This window comes from uncultured Zhongshania sp. (assembly GCF_963975605.1).
Lineage (GTDB): Bacteria > Pseudomonadota > Gammaproteobacteria > Pseudomonadales > Spongiibacteraceae > Spongiibacter > Spongiibacter aquimaris.
On the sequence record NZ_CAXBHN010000001.1, the window covers coordinates 389,270 to 408,731 of the forward strand.

20 protein-coding genes are annotated in these 19,462 nt (G+C 48.4%); 13 read left to right on the top strand and 7 right to left on the bottom strand.

What is annotated here, in order from left to right; genetic code table 11:
• Window positions 1–10: 10 nt before the first annotated feature.
• The 5 genes from AAC007_RS01670 to AAC007_RS01690 are packed head-to-tail and all read left to right on the top strand — an operon-like array spanning window position 11 to window position 4,076.
• A complete protein-coding gene (locus AAC007_RS01670; protein ID WP_339674347.1) occupies window positions 11–1,093 on the top strand; it encodes a TIGR03857 family LLM class F420-dependent oxidoreductase in 1,083 nt (360 codons plus the stop codon).
• A gap of 27 nt (window positions 1,094–1,120) precedes the next feature.
• On the top strand, window positions 1,121–1,312 hold the full coding sequence (locus AAC007_RS01675) for a hypothetical protein (protein WP_295877961.1): 192 nt from the start codon (window positions 1,121–1,123) through the stop codon (window positions 1,310–1,312).
• A complete protein-coding gene (locus tag AAC007_RS01680; RefSeq protein WP_339674350.1) occupies window positions 1,312–2,184 on the top strand; it encodes an SDR family NAD(P)-dependent oxidoreductase in 873 nt (290 codons plus the stop codon). The genes AAC007_RS01675 and AAC007_RS01680 overlap by 1 nt, the downstream gene beginning before the upstream one ends.
• Before the next feature lie 46 nt (window positions 2,185–2,230).
• On the top strand, window positions 2,231–3,043 hold the full coding sequence (locus tag AAC007_RS01685; RefSeq protein ID WP_339674352.1) for an SDR family NAD(P)-dependent oxidoreductase: 813 nt from the start codon (window positions 2,231–2,233) through the stop codon (window positions 3,041–3,043).
• Window positions 3,036–4,076, top strand: a complete 1,041-nt coding sequence (locus AAC007_RS01690) for a medium chain dehydrogenase/reductase family protein (protein ID WP_339674354.1) — start codon at window positions 3,036–3,038, stop codon at window positions 4,074–4,076. The genes AAC007_RS01685 and AAC007_RS01690 overlap by 8 nt, the downstream gene beginning before the upstream one ends.
• Window positions 4,077–4,078: 2 nt before the next feature.
• Here AAC007_RS01690 and AAC007_RS01695 read toward each other — a convergent pair whose 3' ends face one another.
• From AAC007_RS01695 to AAC007_RS01705, 3 genes are all read right to left on the bottom strand, one after another.
• Complete coding sequence (locus AAC007_RS01695) at window positions 4,079–6,268, bottom strand: molybdopterin-dependent oxidoreductase (RefSeq protein WP_339674356.1); 2,190 nt, start codon at window positions 6,266–6,268, stop codon at window positions 4,079–4,081.
• Window positions 6,269–6,496: 228 nt separating this feature from the next.
• A complete protein-coding gene (locus AAC007_RS01700) occupies window positions 6,497–7,168 on the bottom strand; it encodes a pseudouridine synthase (protein WP_339674358.1) in 672 nt (223 codons plus the stop codon).
• A 24-nt stretch (window positions 7,169–7,192) separates the two neighbouring features.
• Entirely contained in the window at window positions 7,193–7,708 is a 516-nt protein-coding gene (locus tag AAC007_RS01705; RefSeq protein ID WP_339674361.1) for a winged helix DNA-binding protein, read from the bottom strand.
• A gap of 170 nt (window positions 7,709–7,878) precedes the next feature.
• Between AAC007_RS01705 and AAC007_RS01710 the strand changes: the two genes are divergently transcribed.
• The 7 genes from AAC007_RS01710 (at window position 7,879) to AAC007_RS01740 (ending at window position 14,639) form a co-directional block, all read left to right on the top strand.
• Window positions 7,879–9,273, top strand: a complete 1,395-nt coding sequence (locus AAC007_RS01710) for an aldehyde dehydrogenase family protein (RefSeq protein ID WP_339674363.1) — start codon at window positions 7,879–7,881, stop codon at window positions 9,271–9,273.
• Complete coding sequence (locus tag AAC007_RS01715) at window positions 9,270–10,532, top strand: cytochrome P450 (protein ID WP_339674365.1); 1,263 nt, start codon at window positions 9,270–9,272, stop codon at window positions 10,530–10,532. Before AAC007_RS01710 ends, AAC007_RS01715 begins: the two co-directional genes overlap by 4 nt.
• 33 nt (window positions 10,533–10,565) lie before the next feature.
• Window positions 10,566–10,874: a hypothetical protein gene (locus AAC007_RS01720; protein ID WP_296434436.1), complete on the top strand. Its 309-nt coding sequence runs from the start codon at window positions 10,566–10,568 to the stop codon at window positions 10,872–10,874.
• A gap of 10 nt (window positions 10,875–10,884) precedes the next feature.
• A complete protein-coding gene (locus tag AAC007_RS01725) occupies window positions 10,885–11,316 on the top strand; it encodes a nuclear transport factor 2 family protein (protein WP_296434435.1) in 432 nt (143 codons plus the stop codon).
• A 25-nt stretch (window positions 11,317–11,341) separates the two neighbouring features.
• Window positions 11,342–11,683 (top strand): hypothetical protein, encoded by a 342-nt coding sequence (locus AAC007_RS01730; protein WP_339674368.1) that lies wholly within the window; start codon window positions 11,342–11,344, stop codon window positions 11,681–11,683.
• A 94-nt stretch (window positions 11,684–11,777) separates the two neighbouring features.
• The gene (locus AAC007_RS01735; RefSeq protein WP_339674371.1) at window positions 11,778–14,129 is read left to right on the top strand and encodes a TonB-dependent receptor; all 2,352 of its coding nucleotides are present in this window, start codon (window positions 11,778–11,780) and stop codon (window positions 14,127–14,129) included.
• 81 nt (window positions 14,130–14,210) lie between these two features.
• Window positions 14,211–14,639: a hypothetical protein gene (locus AAC007_RS01740; RefSeq protein ID WP_339674373.1), complete on the top strand. Its 429-nt coding sequence runs from the start codon at window positions 14,211–14,213 to the stop codon at window positions 14,637–14,639.
• An 11-nt stretch (window positions 14,640–14,650) separates the two neighbouring features.
• Here AAC007_RS01740 and AAC007_RS01745 read toward each other — a convergent pair whose 3' ends face one another.
• From AAC007_RS01745 to AAC007_RS01760, 4 genes are all read right to left on the bottom strand, one after another.
• Complete coding sequence (locus tag AAC007_RS01745; protein WP_219044692.1) at window positions 14,651–14,872, bottom strand: DUF3820 family protein; 222 nt, start codon at window positions 14,870–14,872, stop codon at window positions 14,651–14,653.
• The gene (locus tag AAC007_RS01750) at window positions 14,862–15,518 is read right to left on the bottom strand and encodes a TetR family transcriptional regulator (RefSeq protein ID WP_219044693.1); all 657 of its coding nucleotides are present in this window, start codon (window positions 15,516–15,518) and stop codon (window positions 14,862–14,864) included. Before AAC007_RS01750 ends, AAC007_RS01745 begins: the two co-directional genes overlap by 11 nt.
• 155 nt (window positions 15,519–15,673) lie before the next feature.
• Window positions 15,674–16,798 carry an acyl-CoA desaturase gene (locus AAC007_RS01755; protein ID WP_339674379.1) on the bottom strand — a complete coding sequence of 375 codons (1,125 nt, stop codon included), beginning with the start codon at window positions 16,796–16,798 and terminating at the stop codon, window positions 15,674–15,676.
• Between the two features lie 42 nt (window positions 16,799–16,840).
• Window positions 16,841–17,983, bottom strand: coding sequence for a ferredoxin reductase (locus AAC007_RS01760; protein ID WP_339674381.1), 1,143 nt, complete (start codon window positions 17,981–17,983; stop codon window positions 16,841–16,843).
• A 363-nt stretch (window positions 17,984–18,346) separates the two neighbouring features.
• On the opposite strand from AAC007_RS01760, the gene nadA reads away from it, so the two are divergent.
• Window positions 18,347–19,390 carry a quinolinate synthase NadA gene (gene nadA, locus AAC007_RS01765; protein ID WP_295877768.1) on the top strand — a complete coding sequence of 348 codons (1,044 nt, stop codon included), beginning with the start codon at window positions 18,347–18,349 and terminating at the stop codon, window positions 19,388–19,390.
• The last annotated feature ends 72 nt before the right edge of the window (window positions 19,391–19,462 follow it).

Sequence of the window (19,462 nt, forward strand, 5' to 3'; positions counted from 1 at the left end):
AGGTAAAACGATGACAAATCCACTATCTGAGTTTCCCGAACTGGGCTGCTATCTGTTGCCCGGCCATACTGACAACCCCGCCGACATCATCAGTGAAGTTCGGCAAGCGGAACGATTAGGCTTGGGTTCGGCGTGGATTTCTGAGCGCTTTGATGTAAAGGAAGCAGCGTCTCTTGCGGGCGCGGCAGGGGCGGTTACAGACAGGATTTGTATCGGCACTGCCGCCACCAATATCAATACCCGCCATCCCTTGGTCACCGCATCAATGGCGACGACACTACATAAACTCACCCACGGGCGTTTTGCCCTGGGTATTGCCAGAGGCGTCGGTATTCGCGGGGATTTAATGGGGCTGACTCCCCAAACAAACGCGCATCTAAAGGAGTTTGTTGAGCTGATGCACAAGCTTTGGCGGGGCGAGCGAGTTAGTCATCAGGGTAAATTGGGTGACTTTCCCTACCTGCATATGAAAGACGGGATGAGTGCAGATATCCCCTTAATGTTTGTCGGCTTTGGTATAAAAAGTTTAGAGATGGCGGGCGGTTTATTCGACGGTGTTATTTTGCATACCTTTTTAAGTGATGACGCCTTGCAACGCAGTGTGCGAGCTGTCCGCAGGGGGGCGGAAGTCGCTGGTCGTGACCCGGCGACGGTGAAGGTGTGGAGTGTATTGGCAACGTCTTGTAATGACGATGACGAAGCGGTGTTGCGCAAAATTGTTGCGCGAATGGCGACCTATATGCAGGCGCCGGGCTATGGCGAGTTACTATTTGCTAGCAATGAGTGGGATCCGGAATTGCTGAAAGCCTTTCGCGCGGATAGCGTCGTGGCGAGTATGAGTGGCGGTATAGATAGCGTAGCGACGCTTGAACAGTTGCGTCATATCCGCGATTTAATACCGGCGTATTGCTTGCCAGCGGCAGTCGGGTCGCCGGAGCAGTGCGCGCAACGTTTTGTCGATCAGTTCGACGCCGGCGCCGATGGCATTATTATTCACGCCAGCACGGCAGACGAGTTTGCGCCTGTGATTACCGCGTATAAGGCGTGTCGAGATAGCAAGAGATTTGCCGATAGAACTAATCGGCCGGTGTAGCCATACAATTAATAAAAAGAGATTTAAATGGATGAACTCAGATCGACGCCAAAGTTAAGTGACCCTAAGCAAGTAGAGCAAAGTCTAGAGCGCTGGTTTGCAGGGTTAAGAATTTCTTTGATCCTAGCGGGGATGTCGATAGTGAGCGGCGACCGCGGCATGTTGGCTGAGAGTTTTGCTAGCCAATACCTAAGCAAAGTTCTCGCGGAGCGAAGCTAGTGTTGGATTTAACAAATCAAGTAGCGCTTATTACCGGTGCTGGCAGCGGGATTGGCTTCGCACTCGCGAAGGTCGCTGCGCAGCGTGGTATGCATTTAGTCTTGGTGGATATTGAAGCCGCAGCATTAGAACAGGCTAAAACGCTATTGGAGGCGGAATTAGTCGCTTCGCAAATAATCCGTTGCTTTACCGTTGACGTATCAGATGCAGAGCAAATGGACGCGATGGCAGCGGCGGTATTCGCCGAATTTGCCCACCTGGATTTGCTGTTTAATAACGCTGGTGTAGGTGGTTCTGGCGCCATTTGGGAGCAGGATAAAGCCTACTGGGAGTGGGTGCTCGGGGTGAATTTATGGGGTGTTATCAACGGTGTCAACGCTTTTACCGCCGCCATGGTGGAGCGGGATTCGGGCTATATTATTAATACCGCCTCGGTGGCGGGATTAGTGTCAGCTGCCGACACCGGCCCCTATACGGTGAGTAAACACGCGGTGGTTGCGTTGTCGGAGGTATTAGTTGCCGACTTGCGCAAACGCAATAGCCGCGTTGGCGTGTCAATCATTTGTCCTTCTTTTGTAAACACTAAAATATACGCCGCTGAGCGCAATCGCCCACTGCCGGCCAGTCTTCAACACGATGAACATTATCACCGTGAGCAAGCCGCCCTTGCCGAAGCAGCTAGCGAATTTTTCGCGCATACCTTGTCGCCAGACCGAGTGGCGGAACAGGTGTTTGAGGCGATTGAGCGCCGTGAGTTTTATATCCTGCCACACCCAGAGGGGAGTCGCGCAGCGATAGCGCAGCGGTTTGACGGTATTGCGGCGGGGGAGGCGAAACCGTTGCGCGGCCCAGAGGAATATCCCTTTAGTTAAACCTGATCGCATTCATAGAATTAAACACGCAGTGCTGGGAATTAGTATGAAAGATCTTATGGGTAAAGTCGCCGTTGTTACTGGCGCAGGTTCTGGTATTGGCAAGGCAATTGCGCACGCCGCTGCAGATCACGGGATGTCGGTGGCGGTTGCCGATATTAATATTGCAAACGCGCAGCTAGTGGTTGATGAGCTTTATGCAAAAGGTGTGGATGCGATTGCCGTCGACGTGGACGTCAGTGATATCGAATCAGTAAGACGGCTTCGCGATGCCGCTATCTCGCACTTCGGCGCAGTCCACCTGCTGTGTAATAACGCGGGGGTCTGGGTTGGGGCGCACATGGCAGAGGCGGATATTCGCGACTGGCGATATTTAATTGATGTAAATCTCTACGGTGTCATTAACGGCGTTAATGTGTTTCTTCCCGATATGATAGCGCAGGGCACGGGTCATATAGTGAACACCTCTTCCATGGGCGGCTTGGTCTCGGGCCCCCCGGAAGGGCTTTACTGCACAACAAAGTTTGCGATTGTGGGGTTGTCGGAATCGCTATTATTAGAATCTGTCGAGAGCGGTGTGGGCGTGTCGGTTTTGTGTCCGGGTTTGGTCAATACCAATTTAATCACCAGTTCGTCGGCCTTGCGCCCATCTAACTTGAGTCATGACAAAGCGCACAAAGTGGCTGCTCCCGATGTGAAGTCGGGCCTTTCCCCTGAGGAAATTGGGCGGCGCGTTTTAGATGCGGTGTTAGATGAAGAGTTTTATATTATTCCTCATAGCGATTTCCGCGAGATTTTGATGATGCGCCATCAAGGTATTATCGATGCGTTCGATCGTCAGGTAGCGCGTTATGAATAGCGAAACCTCGTATAACCGTATTGAGATTACGGAGTTTGGCGGCCCAGACGTGTTGGCAGTGTGCGTCGAAGATTCACTACCGCTGCCCGCGCGCGGCGAAGTAAGAGTGAAAGTGCTCACGGCGGGAACCGGATTTACCGACACCATTATTCGGCGTGGGCAGTATTATGATGTCAAAGATAAGCCGCCTTTCACCCTGGGCTATGACTGGTTTGGGGTGGTGGACGCCTTGGGTGAAGGGGTTGTTGATTTTGAAGTAGGCCAGTATGTCGCCGATATGCCGGTAATCGGCGGCTATACGCAATATCTTTGTGTGTCTAGCGATTCACTGGTTGCCGCGCCAGCAGGTTTGGACCCCGCCGAGGCAGTGGCGATGATTTTATCTTATACCACCGCCTACCAAATGCTAACGCGTATAAAAGAGCTACCTGCGGGATCGACCTGTTTAGTGCATGCCGCTGCAGGGGCGGTGGGCACGGCGTTGCTCGAACTTGGTCGCCTGCGGGGGCTGACTATGTACGGCACGGCATCCAAGGCCAAACACGACACCGTGCGCGCCTTTGGCGCAGAACCGATAGACTATCGAAGGGATGATTTTGTTGCCGAGATCGCGCGCCTGACGGGTGGTCAGGGAGTTGATGTGGTGTTTGATACCATCGGCGGTAAGAGCTGGTCCAGGTCGTATGGCTGCCTGAAACGCGGTGGCTTGTTGATAGGTTTCGGCGCATTGCAATTGACCACCGGTGAAGAAAAGGTACCTTCCTTATTGTGGGGCTTCTTTAAGTTGCTATTTGGCTGGCGCTTAATTCCCGACGGAAAGAAAAGTGAATTTTATAATATTCAAACTCGGCGTAAGAAATATCCGCAACAGTTTAAAGATGATGTGGGTGAGTTATTTTCTTTGCTGAAACAGGGGCGCTTGCATCCTCAGATCGACGCGGTGGTCGATCTGGAACATGCCCAAGATGTGCATCGGCGTATAGATAGCGCAGACATTAGTGGCAAGGTCGTATTGCGTTGCAATGCTTACTAGCATTAATTGGCGGTCGCTAATTCGCTAGCAGCTTCAACCTCGACCAAAATGCCATTGAATTGAACCATGCCAGATATTTTCTCGATATTAGCGGGGCCGTCGCTGGCGAGAATATTGACGTTAGCGCCCTTGGCCTGCGAGGCAACCGCAAGACTGCTGGCGTCTTGCTGGCCCCAGCCGTGGGTCATGGCCACTGCCCCCGGCATCATGTCGTTGCTGATAGCGAGCTGTACTCGCAGCCGCCCTTGAGCATTGAACACGTTCACCCATTGATCTTCTTGCAGATCGCGGCGCTGCGCATCTTCGCTGTTCATATATAGATAATTTCGGTTACGACTGCCTTTGACAAAGCTGGGATGATTGAAAGTCCAGCTGTTGTGACTGTAGCGATCGCGCTTACTTATGAGCTTGAGTTTGCTGTTGTCTTGTATTTCTGACTCAAATTTATCGTGAAGAGCGCGACTCATCGCAAGAAATTCCGGCGGTGCTAAATTTATTTTTGCCGTCGGCGTGAGAATTCCCCCTTTAATAAAACTGCCAATTTCGCGGTTTTTTCGCAGTACACCGTGGGGCTGGCGGCGCATTTTGTTCAGGCTACCAAAGCCCGATACCCGATTGACGATCGCTAAAACAACGGTGCTGAAATCAGGTAGTTTTTTGCCAATATACGGAAGCTTTCTTCCCAGGTGGCCGCAGTTGATTGCAAATTGCAGTAATTTTGAGCCGCCAAAGGGAAAGCCGCTTTTTCTACACAAATCTAAGAAAATACTGATCTCATCGCGCGATTCTCCCTTTAATGGGAGGACGGGGTCGGTGTACTGATGAAAAATATTGGGACTTGTGCCCAGCATTGAAATAAATGCAAAGGGCATATCGGGGCGTTCAAGCCAATGACTGCCGGGCAGCAGATAGTGTGCATGGCGCGCGGTTTCACTTTCCACTAAATCTATCGCCACTAGTAGCTCAAGCTCTTGTAGCGCACCTCGCAGACGCTCGCTATTCGCGCAGCTCAGTATTGGGTTTCCCGAGGTACAGATAAACGCTTTTAATTGCCCTTTGCCGGGGGTGAGAATGTCGTCGGCTAATACGCCAGCGGGCACGGTTCCCATTACCAGGGGAATATCCGCGAGGCGGAATGTTTGCTTGGGTATTTGCGGATCAAAGCGGTCGTAGCGAGCCACGTCGATAATCCCCTTGCCGACTAAACTGCCGCCACGTCGATCTAAGTTGCCGGAAACGACATTGATGACTTCCTGTAGCCAGAATGTGAGTGAGCCGTGGCTGCCCTGATTTACACCTGTGGAACTGTATATGCTTGCGCCATCGGCGCTTTTAAATGCCGCGGCCCACTCTCTAATGGTTGTTGCTGGGATGCCGGTCACTGCGGCGCTGCGCTCCGGTGGCCAGTCATTGACCAGCGTTTCCACGCTTTCCCAACCTTCGCAGGCGGCGTTTATTGAGCGGCGGTTAATGGCGCCGATTTCTATCAATACATGTAGAAAACTCAGCATAAAGTAGACGTCTGTATTGGGTCGAATAAATTGATGTTCGCCAATCGATTTTGCGGTTTCTGTGCGGCGCGGATTGAGCCATATTATCCGCCCACCGTTGGCGATCATTGCCTCTAAACGCTTTCTTGAATGCGGAAAATTGATAAACGACATTTTTGAAATAAGCGGGTTTGAGCCGACGGCAATAAAAAATTTACAGTTGTCTATATCGGGAAAGGGCTGGATATGTGCGCTGCCATACATGCGCTCTGAGACGACAAATTTGTTATTACAGTCTTGCGAGCCAGTGTGATAGAGCTTGCTTGATCCAAAGGACTTGATAAACGCATTTGAAAGAATGGGTGGCAAAAAACTCATGCTAATAGGGTTGCCGATATACATGCCGAGGGCGTCGCCGCCATCTCGCTGAACTATCTCCCTAAGTTTGCCACCGATTTCCGTTAAGGCCTGCTCCCAGCTTATGGCCTCTAGTTTGCCGTTGACGCGCTTCATTGGCGAAGTGATGCGATCCGGTGAATCTCGAAATTCGTTTGCCTTTAAGCCTTTTAGGCAGGCGTAGCCAGCCGAGGCGACATGCTCGGTATTGGGCTTGATTTCAGATATGTCGCCCTTTTCATCAATATGGATTTTTAGGCCACACGCAGCCTCGCAGATCCGACAAAAAGTAAACGTTTCTTGCATGATCAACGCCTTTATTATTTTTTATAAACTATAAATAGTAGTTATCCTAGATAATATACTTTAATCGGGTGAGGCTATACTGGGTATTGGCTAGGATTTAGACTTTTCATATTGTCTGATGAGATACACTTTATACTCGCGGCTATTTGCTTAAACTTGTTTTTGATTTTTGTAGTCATATCTATGACGATCAGTTTTAGTCATTTTTACGATAATGGCGCGAACATATTAAAACGGACACGGGCAATTCACTGACATTCGCTGTCCCGTCGCTGGATGGTCAAATTCGATTGACGCTGCATGCAGCAGTAATCTCGGCGCTAGTTGTGTCGAGTTTTCGCGGTGGTATAAATCGCATCCCAAAATGGGATGGCCAATGGCAAGACTGTGGATTCTTAGTTGGTGAGTTCGCCCTGTTAACGGTTTGAAAAGTACACGACTACGTATTGGGCTCGTCAGGCGCGCAATGACTTTAAAATGACTTTGCGCGCCTTTGCCGCTTTTTTCACAGAGCTTTAATACGGGAAATTTTTCTGGATCCTTCGCTATTGCAGCATTGATGATTCCCTCATCGTCCTCTATATGGCCGAGTAATTCACTAATATAGGTTTTCTTGACGCTACGGTTTTGAAACTGTCTAGTCAGATTGGCGTTGGCGTCTTTGTTTAGCGCTAAAACCATAATGCCCGATGTACCAAAATCTAAACGGTGGGCTAAGGTGATACTGGGGAATAGTTGAACCATGCGGTAGTGAACCGAATCTTTATTTAATGGGTTTTTTCCAGAAAGGCTTAGCAAGCCACTTGGCTTGTTAAGCAGCAAGATATGTTCATCTTGATAGAGGATGTCGATCTCATCGGCGCAAAGCGGCGCGATAAAGTCGTCAACAGGCGTATTCACGGGCAGGCACGAGGGCGAATAATATCAGCCCCTGATTTTTGAAAACTCATCGTCCATACGCATAAACATATAGACACCCATTTTATTTTCATCGTCCGAGAAATTTTCTGTAATACGTTTAATAACACTGCAGGCGCTGGCAATCATTTCTTTGCAATGTTGCTCGCCATTTGGGGTGAGCGTAATTAATTTCTCTCTACCGGAATTGGGGTCTTCTTCAATCTCTATGTAATTCAATGGTGATTTGGACAGCGCGCGCAGCGCCTTGGAAACACTGCTGCTGGTAATGTCATACCAATTCGTCATTAATCGGACAATATCTTTTCGACTAATTGCGCGCTCTCCACTGCGCATGGTCTCGGACCGAAGAATCCACATGATAACGGTTTGGTGGCGATCAAGACGCCCGCACTCCATTAATCCGGCCTCTATTTTCATCCCAATAGAAAAGTGAATGGGGTAAAAATAGTCCAAAAACATTTTTGGTGCCGTTTCTTGGTTGACGGGCACATCGTCGTGTTTTTTCCAGGGCTTACTCAATTTCTTTCCCAATATACTGATTTATATGTGAATTTAGGGTCGATTAGCGCTTGTGTCAAGATATTTGAATTTCGACATCATAACATAATAGAAACAGTTTCCTATTGACACTATTTCTTCGTATCGTTATTCTTGCGCCAAACAATAACGAGTTGGCATAGGTTATCGATGTGAGTGGTACTAACTTAGAATCTCAATTCAAAGCGCTGCGTGTTGGCTATCACTTGGAGCGTTTTCCGTCGCTTGCAACGCGTTTGGATCGTTTGCGTCGCGTTAAAGCCATGTTGTCCGAACACGAGGCGGCATGGTGTGAGGCTCTGTCGCAAGATTTTGGTTACCGCTCAGCAGATCAAAGTTCGTTTGCGGATATCACCACCACCATTAAGGCTGCAAACCACGCATTAAAGAATTTGAAGTTCTGGATGAAGGCCGAGCGCCGCACGCCGGATCTGAGCTTAAGGATGAGCGGCGCAAAGACCTATGTCGAGTCGTTCCCCAAGGGGGTAGTGGGTATTGTTAGTCCATGGAACTTCCCAATAAATTTGGCGCTTTCGCCACTAATCTCGGTATTGGCGGCCGGGAATCGCGCATTTATAAAGCCTTCAGAAATTACGCCTGCGACGTCGGCATTGCTAGAGAAGTTAATAGCTCAGTATTTTGCTGACGATGAAGTGTCAGTGGCCTGTGGTGATGTAGATGTGGCTCAAGCGTTCGTAAAGTTGCCATTTGACCACATTATTTACACCGGTGGCGAAACGGTAGCTAAGTATATTATGCGCGACGCCGCCGAGAATCTTGTACCACTAACTCTGGAGTTAGGCGGCAAGTCGCCGGTGATAGTCAGCAGCTCAGCGGATTTAAAGTTAGCTGCAAAACGCGTTGCCTTCGGCAAGTATTTTAACGCTGGGCAAATTTGCATTGCACCTGATTACCTTTTGATCGCACAAGAAAGACTAGATGCGTTTCTGACCCAGCTGAAAGCAGCTGTTGAGAATACCGATTCTTCTCAAGGTTCGACGGACTCGGTATCGATTGTTAATGATCGTCATCGCCAGCGTTTAGAGAATCTAGTTGCTGAGGGCGAGGGTAAAGGCGGTAAAGTTGTTCGTTTTGCTGGACTTAATCAATCGAACTACCAGCTTACTGTGGTGATAGACCCATCAAATGACGCGGCAATTAATACCGGCGAGATATTTGGTCCGGTATTACTTATAAAAACCATTGGCGATCTGTCAGAACAGATTTCTTATATCAATCAGTCGTCACACCCTTTGGTTATTTATTACTTTGGTAGCAGCGAAGCTGAGTTTAGACGTGTTGCCTGCGAAACCAGCTCCGGTGGTTTGGTGAAAAACGATGTGATTTTCCAGTACGCGAATGACGATCTTCCCTTTGGCGGTGTGGGCGGTAGTGGTATGGGTAAATATCGCGGGGAATACGGCTTTAAGGAATTTTCAAATAGCAGAGCTGTTTATAAATCCGGATTTATGGATGTGTCGGGCTTTGTTACACCTCCGTATTCGGATGTGTTCAGAATGGTTAACAAATTAATGAGGAAGATATGAATAATAACGCTATGAGCAATACAGACACAGAGATCGAACTCCTCGTAAAAAATATGTTGTCACCTGAATGCATAAGTAATCCGTATCCGGTTTACAAACAGTTGCGAAATCACGCGCCGGTAAATGGTCTGCTGGATTATCCTCCAGGGACCGTACCTGGTGTTGATACGCCGTATCCTGCATGGGTGGTGACACGCTACGAAGATGTCGACTATGTCTTGCGTAACCCTGAGATATTTTCGTCCGAAGATCCCATGCAGGCTAACTCTAGCGCGCCCAGTTTGATGTTGGTGAATCACGACCGCCCTCGTCATACAGCACTAAGAAATTTAGCGAAAATGGCGTTCACGCCGAAACGTATCCACGACAATATTGTGGAGCGATTGCGTTTAGATGTTAATAAAATTGTAGATCGATCTCTCAATACTGAAATTGATTTTATGGTCGACGTGGCGGGCGTTATTCCCGCCTTGGTTATGACCTATCTTATGGGGCTGCCACCGGAAGATTATAAGCTTCTTGTACGCTGGGCTAACGCATTTATGGTGTCGTCAGACTTCACCTCGGATGAGCGTCAATCTTGTAATGTCGAGCTTTTTCACTATTTCGTGGCTGCAGTAGAAAAACGTTACGCTGATATTGAAGCGGGCATTGAAGTCTCCGATGACCTCATGACTGCGTTTATCAATGCAGAATTCGAAGGTGATACTTTATCTAAGGAAGAAGTCGTCCTGTTTTGTATTACCTTAGTGGTTGCTGGTGCTGAAACAACCACCTATTTCATAGGTAATTTGATGGGTGTCATGCTCGAAGATGCTGATTGGTTTTCAAAGTTAAAAGAAGATCGCAGTTTGATTCGGCCATTTATGGAAGAGTGCTTGCGTCGTGATGGACCTCCACAGCGCTTATTCCGCCTTGTTCTTCAAGATTGTGAAATTTCTGGCCAAGCTATTAAAGCTGGTGATTGGATCGCGTTTTTCATGGCCGCGGCTAATCATGATGAAAGTGTATTTCCTGAACCAGAAAAATTCATTATTGGCCGTAAAAATATTGCCAAACACGTCACCTTTGGGCGAGGCATTCACCATTGTCTAGGTGCACCTTTGGCGCGTGTTGAGGCCGAAATTATGTTGAATGTTGTTCTTGATAAATGCGACGGCATTAAAGGAAGTATTAGTAATTCAAAACGCCAATCAGGTGGTTTGCTTGCTTATGGCTTTTCTACTTTGCCTGTCGAGCTAGTCGCAACGCGGAGCTAATCAAACTTCATTAACGGACGTAAGGCGTTTTTTGTGCAGGTAATAGTAACGGATAGAGCCGGTGAGGTAGCTGAGTATAGTGTGGATGGATTTTCCGACCTTTTCACTCAGCTTGGCGATGAAATGAAAATAGATGCTTTGTGTGGCGGCTGTTGTTCTTGTGCAACATGCCATATTTACACTGACGATAGTGATGCGAAGTATTTATCGGATTGTGATGAGAATGAGCGAGACGTACTAGACGGTTTATTGCATGTTAAAAGCGGCAGTCGCCTTCTATGTCAACTAAGTACTAAAGAAACACTGAATACCTTAAAAATCACAATAGCTCAGGCAGAATAGGGGAATAATAATGAGTGATGCTGAAGTAAAAAAACTTGAAGAAGCTAACTTGGCTTTAACCAAGGAAGTATTTTTTCGATTTGGTAGTCATGATGTAGACGGTATAGTTGAGTTGCTGCATGACGACGCCCACATAGAATTCTATGGGCCTAGTGAAATCCCCTATGCTGGAGATTATAAGGGTCTAGTCGAATGTCGCGAATTTTTTACAACAGTGCTTTCATCGGTTGATATTCATGTATTCGAAGCGGACGAATTCATTTGTGAAAACGATAAAGTCATTGTTGTTGGGCATCTGCGCTTGACGACTAAAACTAACGGCAATGAAATTAAATCGCCGTTTGTACACGTCATCACTTGCAAAGATGGTAAATGGCTGTGGTTCCGCGACTTTATGAATACCACAGTCGCGTACAAGGCGTTTACCAACAATGTTGCCTAATCATCGCAGTTTCTACGTGTCGGACGTGGGGCTGTTTTTGCTCCTAGCAATCCCATGTCTAAACGAGTATGTGATCACCTTGATATTGTCTTTTGGTGATACCGATTTCTATGTTGGATCAGCAAAAACAGCGTTAAATACTTTTGTAGGTGTTGCTGGTGTATTGGGTTTAGGCTTTTCTTTATTGAGGCTACGAATCCCAGACAGCAGGGATCTTGTACTCATTAGTATGCTGGTGAAATTGTTTGCTGGTGGGTGGCTGCTGTTTGGCTATATGCAGGGTGTATCTCCCGCATTGCTGGTATTTGCGCTGGCAGATTTTGCTGCGGCAGCGATGTTCAGCATGACATTAATAAGGCAAACCTAAATCAAGTGTGAATCTGGAAGTGGTAGTGAAAAGTAGGTCGAAATAGAACCTGCATCGCTGTTTAATATAAGTAGATAATAATGGTGTGTAAATCATGAATTACCTTTATCGAATGATGGCATTGGCTATCGGTGGTAGCACGGCAATGGCCATTCCGGTGTCGGCCTCGGCGGCCGGTCAGGGTAGCCGACTGATCGAAGAAGTGATGGTCACGGCTCAGAAGCGTGAGGAAGACTCGCAAGATATCCCTATTATGATCAGTGCATTCAGCGGTGAGAAATTAGACGCAATGGGCGTCGATTCAACTGCTGATCTTCAAAAAATCACACCGGGCCTGACATTCACTTACGCCTATGGTTACACCGTTATCTATTTGCGCGGCATTGGTACTGATGCCTTTCTACCTAACGCCGACCCCAGCATTGCGACTTATATTGATGGAATAAACATAGGTCCCAGTCAGGGTAAGCAAGATACTTTGGGCGCAGTAAAGCGAGTTGAAGTGTTGAAGGGTCCCCAGGGAACGCTGTTTGGTCGAAATGCGACGGGTGGTGCCATCAGTATTATTACAGAAGATCCACCAGAAGAATTTACAGGCTACTTGAAGACAGAAGTGGGTAATTACAATGCCAAAGCTAGTCAGCTTTATTTGGGATTGCCGGTGACCGATAGCTTAGGTCTTACTGTCTCATTATTTAATAGCTCGCAAGACTTATATGGTCGCAATGAGGTGTTTGGTGAGCCGGGACCGATGAAGGACGAGTTTGCTGAAGGCGCGCGAGTCAAAATGCGCTGGGATCCATTAGATAGTTTTTCTATGACCTTAATTGCCTCCTATGGCAATCAATTTACCAGTAACTCTCTGTCTCAGGAGAACACCCGTCCTGCTCCTGTGCTATTAGCTGGCGTGGAGGCTGACGAACGAGATCGTGTTTGGCGCAATAACGACCTTGGCGGTAACTCAACTATGAATGAGTTATACGGTGGTATTTTTGAATGGCATCCCGGTCCAGTCGATGTGAAATTCATATACTCTGAAAACTACGCCATTGTTGACGAGGCGCATTACGATCTTGATTCAACAGAGCAAGCCGAAGCGTATTTCTATAGTGCTGATCAGTTCAATGATCAGAAAACTTATGAATTGCAGGTCTTATCTAATGAAGACACTTGGCTGTCTGAGGATCTGCAATGGGTTGCTGGTTTGTACCGCTTAGAAGGTGAGGGTGGCTTTGGCAGCTTATATCTGACACTTAATCCTGTTGGTGTTGCCGCATCACTGGCCGGTTTGCCGAGTATTTTGGCGCCGATTTTGGGGCCAATTTTAAATACTACGCCAGATATTGTTTTGGGTAATGGCGGTATTTTGACTACTGAATCCAACTCCGCTTACGCACAGGCAACGTGGTTTACCACCGACTGGTTTAATGTCACGGCGGGTGTGCGTTACCAGGAGGAAGTGCGCGGTATTACCAATAGCTACTTGGATGTGGTGTTGCCGACCGCTGGCGATCCACCGAATGAGTACTACCGCTCAGGTGATCGCTCGCAGAATCAACGGATTTCTGACTTTACCGCGCCGGATCTTGAGGCTGAAACGGTTTCGCCGCGTATTGCACTTCAGCTTTTCCCAACTGAAAACTTGCAGATATTTGCATCGGCACAGCGCGGTTATAAAAGCCCCACCTACAATATTGTAAACTTCTTTACGGATCCAGATCCGGTTGAAGAAGAGGAGGCGACCGCGTTTGAGCTAGGCTTTAAATCGGATTTGTTTGACAGCTCGCTACGACTTAACGGTGCGATTTTTAAAACCAAAATTGAAGGTCTGTTAACGGCTTTGGTTGCCATTCCTTCGGGCGGGATTGTTAGCTTTAAAAATGCAGGCACGGCAGAGATAGAAGGTGCTGAAATCGATTTTCAGTGGCAGCCGATGGCTGACTTAAATCCCGGTTTGGTATTCAGCGGCGGGGCAACCTATTTAGATGCCTTCTATACCGATTATCAAAATGGTGCGGGCTTTGACGATGATACTGGTCTGTATTTTGGTGACGACAGTTTGACGGGTGATCCAGCTCGTGACTTTAGTGGCAATCGGATTGTTCGGACGCCGCGTTTTAGTTCTAGTGTATCCGCTAACCAGTTCTTGAGTATGGGTGATTTCGGTAACCTGGAGTTTGGTGTGGACTACTATTACAACGGTGGCTACAACACGACACCACAAGCGTCGCCGCATTTTGAACAAGATCAGTACGAAACCTGGGCCGGTCGCGTGTCATATTTTTACGATCCACTGGGTTTACAGTTGACGGCCTTTGTGAATAACGCCAAAGACAAAGATTATACCCAGGCTATGGTGCAACAAGACTTCGGTCGCACCGTAACGTTAGCGCCACCACGGACCTACGGACTTAAATTAAAATGGGATTTTGACACCCTGTTCTAATCGGTCGCAATCACCCTTGCGGAGGATGTGTGACGGCGTGTCCTCCGCTTTTTTAATTTATAGAATAAAAAGGAATGGAATATGAAATTAAAAAATGACTTTTCTAAATCTGTCATCGCCGTGTCGATACTCGCTGCATCCCTTTTTACGATGAGCGATCGCGTGTTAGCTCAGGCGGAGTTGGCTGGCTTGCTATCACTGCGCACCGGTCCCTTGGCGCCGCTCTATGCGCCAATTGGCGACTTGGGATTACTACCGCCTGGACTTGAAAATGGCACCGCATTATTTTTGGCGGGCTCAGATATTTTGTTGAGTGGTGAAACCCCGATAGACACACTAATCGGTTTGGGTGGCCCTTTGAAAGGTCAGTTGATACCTATATTTGATGTGTTGGTGGATAGCCCAATGACGACGGTAGATTATATTGTGGGTGGCGGTACGATTATTTCCCCAGGCCTAACTATCATTCCGCAAATTCCTTTGTTAAATACGCCGCTGTTGGGTTTGTAAGCCTTGCGACATTAACGCAGCAATGGCCTTAGCATATTTTCGAGGCCATTGAGTTTTATCTCATACATCAGTGCCAGCTGATCGCCTAATTTACCTGCCGGAAAGCCCTGTTTGTGAAACCACACTAAATAGGGTTCCGGTAGTTCTAGCAGTTTCCTTCCTTGGTATTTTCCAAATGGCATGACCTGATTCACCGCATCGATTAAAATTTGCGGATCTTGATCAAGCGTCATTTTTCGCTCCTGAGCTATGCCACGCATTTGCGCCTAGGGCGATGAGACGCAGCTGTTTTTCTGCCTTTTGAATGATCTCGGCGTCGTCTTCGCCGCGTGGTCTGCCCATGAGCTGCTGCGTCACGATTTGGATCATTGAGCCAATCATTAGGCTGGCGAGCATTTGCAAGTCGTCTTCGCTCCAGTCATCGCTGCTAACAAGCCTGGCTAAGTCGCTAGCGAGTTCGATCTCGAGTTGTTTGAATTCGTCGTTGATGGCATTGCGAATAACCGCAACACCACCAAAAGCTTCTCGACTAATAAACTGAAACTGACGCCGGTGAGCGCGAACATAGGTGACAAAGGTTTCAACGGAGCGACGGATAATTAATTCTTCGGGAATGGGGTTGGCGCGCACCGTGATCAACATAGTGCGAAGGGTGCTAAACGAGGAAGTAACTAACTCTAAACCGAGACTGTCCATGTCTGGAAAGTGCCGATAGAAGGCGCCGGGAGTGATACCCACTTCGCGGGTTACTTCACGCAGACTAATGCCATCGAAACTTTTGTCCCGGTTTATCAGTTCTAACACCGCTTCGAGCAAGGCTTGGCGAGTGTTGATTAGCGTATCACTGTGGCTGCGATGGCGCTTTTGAGGACGACTCATAATACGTGTAACTCGTGGTTGAGAGTTGTGTCATCACCATCGAGTTCCTTGTCGCGTTGTTGCGACGGTCATCGGTGATCTATCGGACGTGGGCCTAAGTTTACAAGCCCCAGCTGGATGTGACCAGCGGGGACTGTACAAGGCTCGCCTATTGATCAAGCTGGGAGGGTGTTGCCAGTGTGTCGGCTTGGTAGTGCTAGGGTGAATATTTTAGCCCACACGGATGCGTACTGACTCCACAGCGGTCCGGTGTTATAGGGGATGCCGTATCTATCGCACACTTCGCGAACAGCCACCGACAGCTCCGCATAGCGGTGCGCAGGTACATCTGGGAACAGATGATGCTCAATCTGGTGAGATAGATTGCCACTCATAATATGGAAGATTTTGCCGCCTTCTATATTGGCTGAACCGAGCAGTTGACGGTAGTACCAGTGCCCTTTGGTTTCGTTCTCGCAAACCGACGCCGGAAACGTCTGCACTTCGGCGGGGAAGTGCCCGCAGAATATAATGGTAAAGCTCCAGATATTACGAATTAGATTGGCTACCGCGTTGGCCGCCATGACCACCGGAAATAATGGGCCTGCGAGTGCGGGAAACAAAATGAAGTCCTTGCCCCAGATACGCGCAGTTTTGCGCAGTGACTGCTTGAGTTTTGGCCAGGTTTCTTTAAACGATCGCTTACCTGTGCGCAGACTGTCCATCTCTACATCGTGAAGTGCAACGCCCATATCAAAGAATAACATTAGCAGTGTTGCAAAAATGGGGTTGGCTAAGTAAGCGGGGTGCCAATGCTGCGCCTTGTCCATGCGTAAAATGCCATAGCCGATATCGCGATCTTTACCCAGTACATTGGTGTAAGTGTGGTGTTCATAGTTATGCGAGTGGGCCCACTGCTCACTTGGGCAGTTGGTATCCCAGTCATAGTGTTTGGAGTGGAAACGGGGGTCGCCCATCCAGTCGTATTGACCGTGAATAATATTGTGACCAATTTCCATATTGTCGAGAATTTTAGCGATACCAAGACCGATGCTACCAGCGCAGATTAGCGTCCAAAACAGTGGCCAGCTGGCAAGTGAAAGACCCAGCGACGGTAGAAATGGCAGTGCGGCATAAATACTAATTCGCGACGCGATAGCGAGTGCGCGTTGAAATGCCACTACTCGTTTTATATAGCGTGCGTCACGTGCGCCGCGCTGCAATAGCGCGGTCTGTTTTATCGCGTCTATTTCCTCGCCAAAGTTGGCGAGTTGTTCTGCATTAAGTGCGATTTTACCCATGGCTTTGGCCCTTTGTAAGTTGTGTTAAGTGTGATTTAGTTGTTACAGCGAAAGAGTGACATCGCCCACCGCCTGCGAAATACACAGTCTGATATGCTCTTCGCCCCGGCTGATTTCACCGCTATTAATATTGCGCACTGTGCCGCTGGTTTTTAAGCAGGTGCAGGTGTGGCATATGCCCATGCGACAGCCAGACTGCGGGCTTAAACCGGCGCTTTCGGCCTGTTCTAATAATGTGCTGCCATCGTTTTCAATGGCGAATTGGCTCTGTCTAAACGCGATGCTGCCGCTGATATCATCTGTGTTCAAAGAGCGATTAGCTGGCTTGAAACGCTCGCTGTGTAGCTTGTCACCCTGAGATAACAGCTCGAATTCGGCGCTGACCTGATCGATTAATGCCTCCGGGCCACAAACGTAAGTCAGTGGTAGCGAAATTGAGCCAGTGTGATCAGCAAGACCATTGTTGGTGCTTAGCGCATTGAGTAAGTGGTGTTGATTGAAGTGTCCATGCAATGCTTGCTGGCTGGGTGCAGAGCTATACACCAGTAGCAGTGAGAAGTTTTCATGGCGTTGCGCCAGCTCTTCTAAGCGCTTGCGGAATATGCAGTCCGCACTATTGCGACTGTAGTAAAGCAGGGTGATGGCGCCGCTGTGGCCGTGCTCAAATAGAGTTTCTAGCATCGCCATCATTGGAGTGATACCACTGCCTGCTGCAATAAATAGCAGTGCAGCGGGAATGTCAGCGGGCAGCACAAAGTCCCCCGCTGCGGGCGATATACTAATGCGATCACCTACGCGTAATTCGCTATTAATGTATTTAGATACAAAGCCATCATCGTGTGCCTTGACCGTAATACGCGGTTTTTGGTGGTAGGCGCTATTGCTAAGCGAATAACTGCGACTGTGAAGGCGACCATCGATCTCGATATAAACCTGTACAAACTGGCCAGGCAGGAAGTGGGTCCACTCGCCATTAGGTGATAACTCGATGCTTACCGTGTCGTGGGTTTCTGCCGTTATAGCGCTAACTCGGGCGGGTATGCGGGTTTTGTCCAGCGACCACATTGGATTGATCACTTCTAAATAGCGGCCGATACCGTGGGGTGCAGCAAGCGCATTGATCAGTGGCGTGTCAATAATACGGCGCCAAGCACTGCGGGATGTTGTATTGGTGGCAAGGCTCATATTCTCTCCTTTTACTGGGGGCTTGTGTTAGGCCACTCACAGTGTTGGTAAAATCAATTAGTGAACATGTGTGCACAATAAGGCTGCGAGAGGAGTTTGTCAACAGTCGTGCACTAAGTTTTTTGCTGTCGTGCTCATGTGTTCTGCTATTCTTTTTCGATTTCAATATATTGATTTTTATGGGTTTTTTGTAATTTATTCGTTCTTTGGGCGGTGCTTATAGGTTTTCTTGGCTTGTGTGAATATTGAACAGTACAAAAATCTTCGTGCCGCTGTGGTCTATCTAGCGGCCATTTGCTGGGCTTGCTTAAAGCAATTCTGTTAAACTTCGCGACCCAGTATCCGTGACAAAGAGATAGAGTTATGGCGGAACAAGCTTCAGCGCAACAAGTGGTTCGCGAACATTTGGCGCAGTTGCATGAGCAGCCCAAGGTGCCCGCAGAAGAGCGGGCGGCCTTGCGTGAAAAAATTAAGCGCCTGTTGATTGAGCGAAATGCGGTGCTTGTTGCTCATTATTACACCGACCCTGAAATCCAGGCGCTGGCCGAAGAAACCGGTGGCTGTGTGTCTGACTCTTTAGAAATGGCGCGTTTTGGACGAGACCACGCGGCCGCGACGCTGGTGGTTGCCGGTGTTAAATTTATGGGCGAGACGGCAAAAATTTTGTCGCCGGAAAAGCGCGTGCTGATGCCAACTCTGGAGGCAACGTGCTCCCTGGATATTGGTTGCCCTATCGACGAGTTTTCTGCTTTTTGCGATGAGCACCCTGACCGTACCGTGGTTGTGTACGCCAATACCTCGGCAGCGGTAAAAGCGCGCGCTGATTGGGTTGTTACCTCAAGTATTGCTTTAGATGTGGTTGACTACTTGGACGGTGAGGGTGAGAAAATTCTATGGGCGCCTGACAAGCATCTCGGTGACTACGTTCGCCGCGAAACAGGGGCCGACGTGTTGTTGTGGGATGGCGCCTGTATTGTCCACGAAGAATTTAAAGCACAGGGTATTCTCGATCTTAAAAAGGTGTACCCCGATGCAGCGGTGTTAGTGCACCCTGAATCACCCGCTAGCGTTGTCGCCTTGGCCGATATGGTTGGTTCCACCACCCAGATTATTAATGCGGCGCGCGACCTACCTAATAAGCAAATGATAGTAGCTACCGATCAGGGCATTTTTTATAAGCTTCAGCAGTTGGTGCCAGATAAGGAATTTATCATTGCGCCTACAGCGGGCAGTGGCGCGACTTGTCGGAGCTGCGCAAATTGCCCTTGGATGGCAATGAATGCACTTGATAATTTGGCGGCGGTTCTTGAAAGCGGCTCAAATGAAGTGTTTGTTGACCCAGAACTTGGCGTGCAGGCTATGAAACCACTGACACGCATGTTGGATTTTGCAGCGGGTAAGCGTTGATAGCATAAAGTCATGTCCAAAAAAAACGCCGCTGAAATAGCGGCGTTTTTGTATTTGTTTTGCAGTATTTAA

Coding starts and splice junctions, on each gene's coding strand:
- AAC007_RS01735 (WP_339674371.1), top strand. CDS start 11,778: ATGAATTACCTTTATCGAATGATGGCATTGGCTATCGGTGGTAGCACG.
- AAC007_RS01715 (WP_339674365.1), top strand. CDS start 9,270: ATGAATAATAACGCTATGAGCAATACAGACACAGAGATCGAACTCCTC.
- AAC007_RS01755 (WP_339674379.1), bottom strand. CDS start 16,798: ATGGGTAAAATCGCACTTAATGCAGAACAACTCGCCAACTTTGGCGAG.
- nadA (WP_295877768.1), top strand. CDS start 18,347: ATGGCGGAACAAGCTTCAGCGCAACAAGTGGTTCGCGAACATTTGGCG.
- AAC007_RS01750 (WP_219044693.1), bottom strand. CDS start 15,518: ATGAGTCGTCCTCAAAAGCGCCATCGCAGCCACAGTGATACGCTAATC.
- AAC007_RS01760 (WP_339674381.1), bottom strand. CDS start 17,983: ATGAGCCTTGCCACCAATACAACATCCCGCAGTGCTTGGCGCCGTATT.
- AAC007_RS01690 (WP_339674354.1), top strand. CDS start 3,036: ATGAATAGCGAAACCTCGTATAACCGTATTGAGATTACGGAGTTTGGC.
- AAC007_RS01685 (WP_339674352.1), top strand. CDS start 2,231: ATGAAAGATCTTATGGGTAAAGTCGCCGTTGTTACTGGCGCAGGTTCT.
- AAC007_RS01670 (WP_339674347.1), top strand. CDS start 11: ATGACAAATCCACTATCTGAGTTTCCCGAACTGGGCTGCTATCTGTTG.
- AAC007_RS01740 (WP_339674373.1), top strand. CDS start 14,211: ATGAAATTAAAAAATGACTTTTCTAAATCTGTCATCGCCGTGTCGATA.
- AAC007_RS01725 (WP_296434435.1), top strand. CDS start 10,885: ATGAGTGATGCTGAAGTAAAAAAACTTGAAGAAGCTAACTTGGCTTTA.
- AAC007_RS01695 (WP_339674356.1), bottom strand. CDS start 6,268: ATGCAAGAAACGTTTACTTTTTGTCGGATCTGCGAGGCTGCGTGTGGC.
- AAC007_RS01675 (WP_295877961.1), top strand. CDS start 1,121: ATGGATGAACTCAGATCGACGCCAAAGTTAAGTGACCCTAAGCAAGTA.
- AAC007_RS01745 (WP_219044692.1), bottom strand. CDS start 14,872: ATGACGCTTGATCAAGATCCGCAAATTTTAATCGATGCGGTGAATCAG.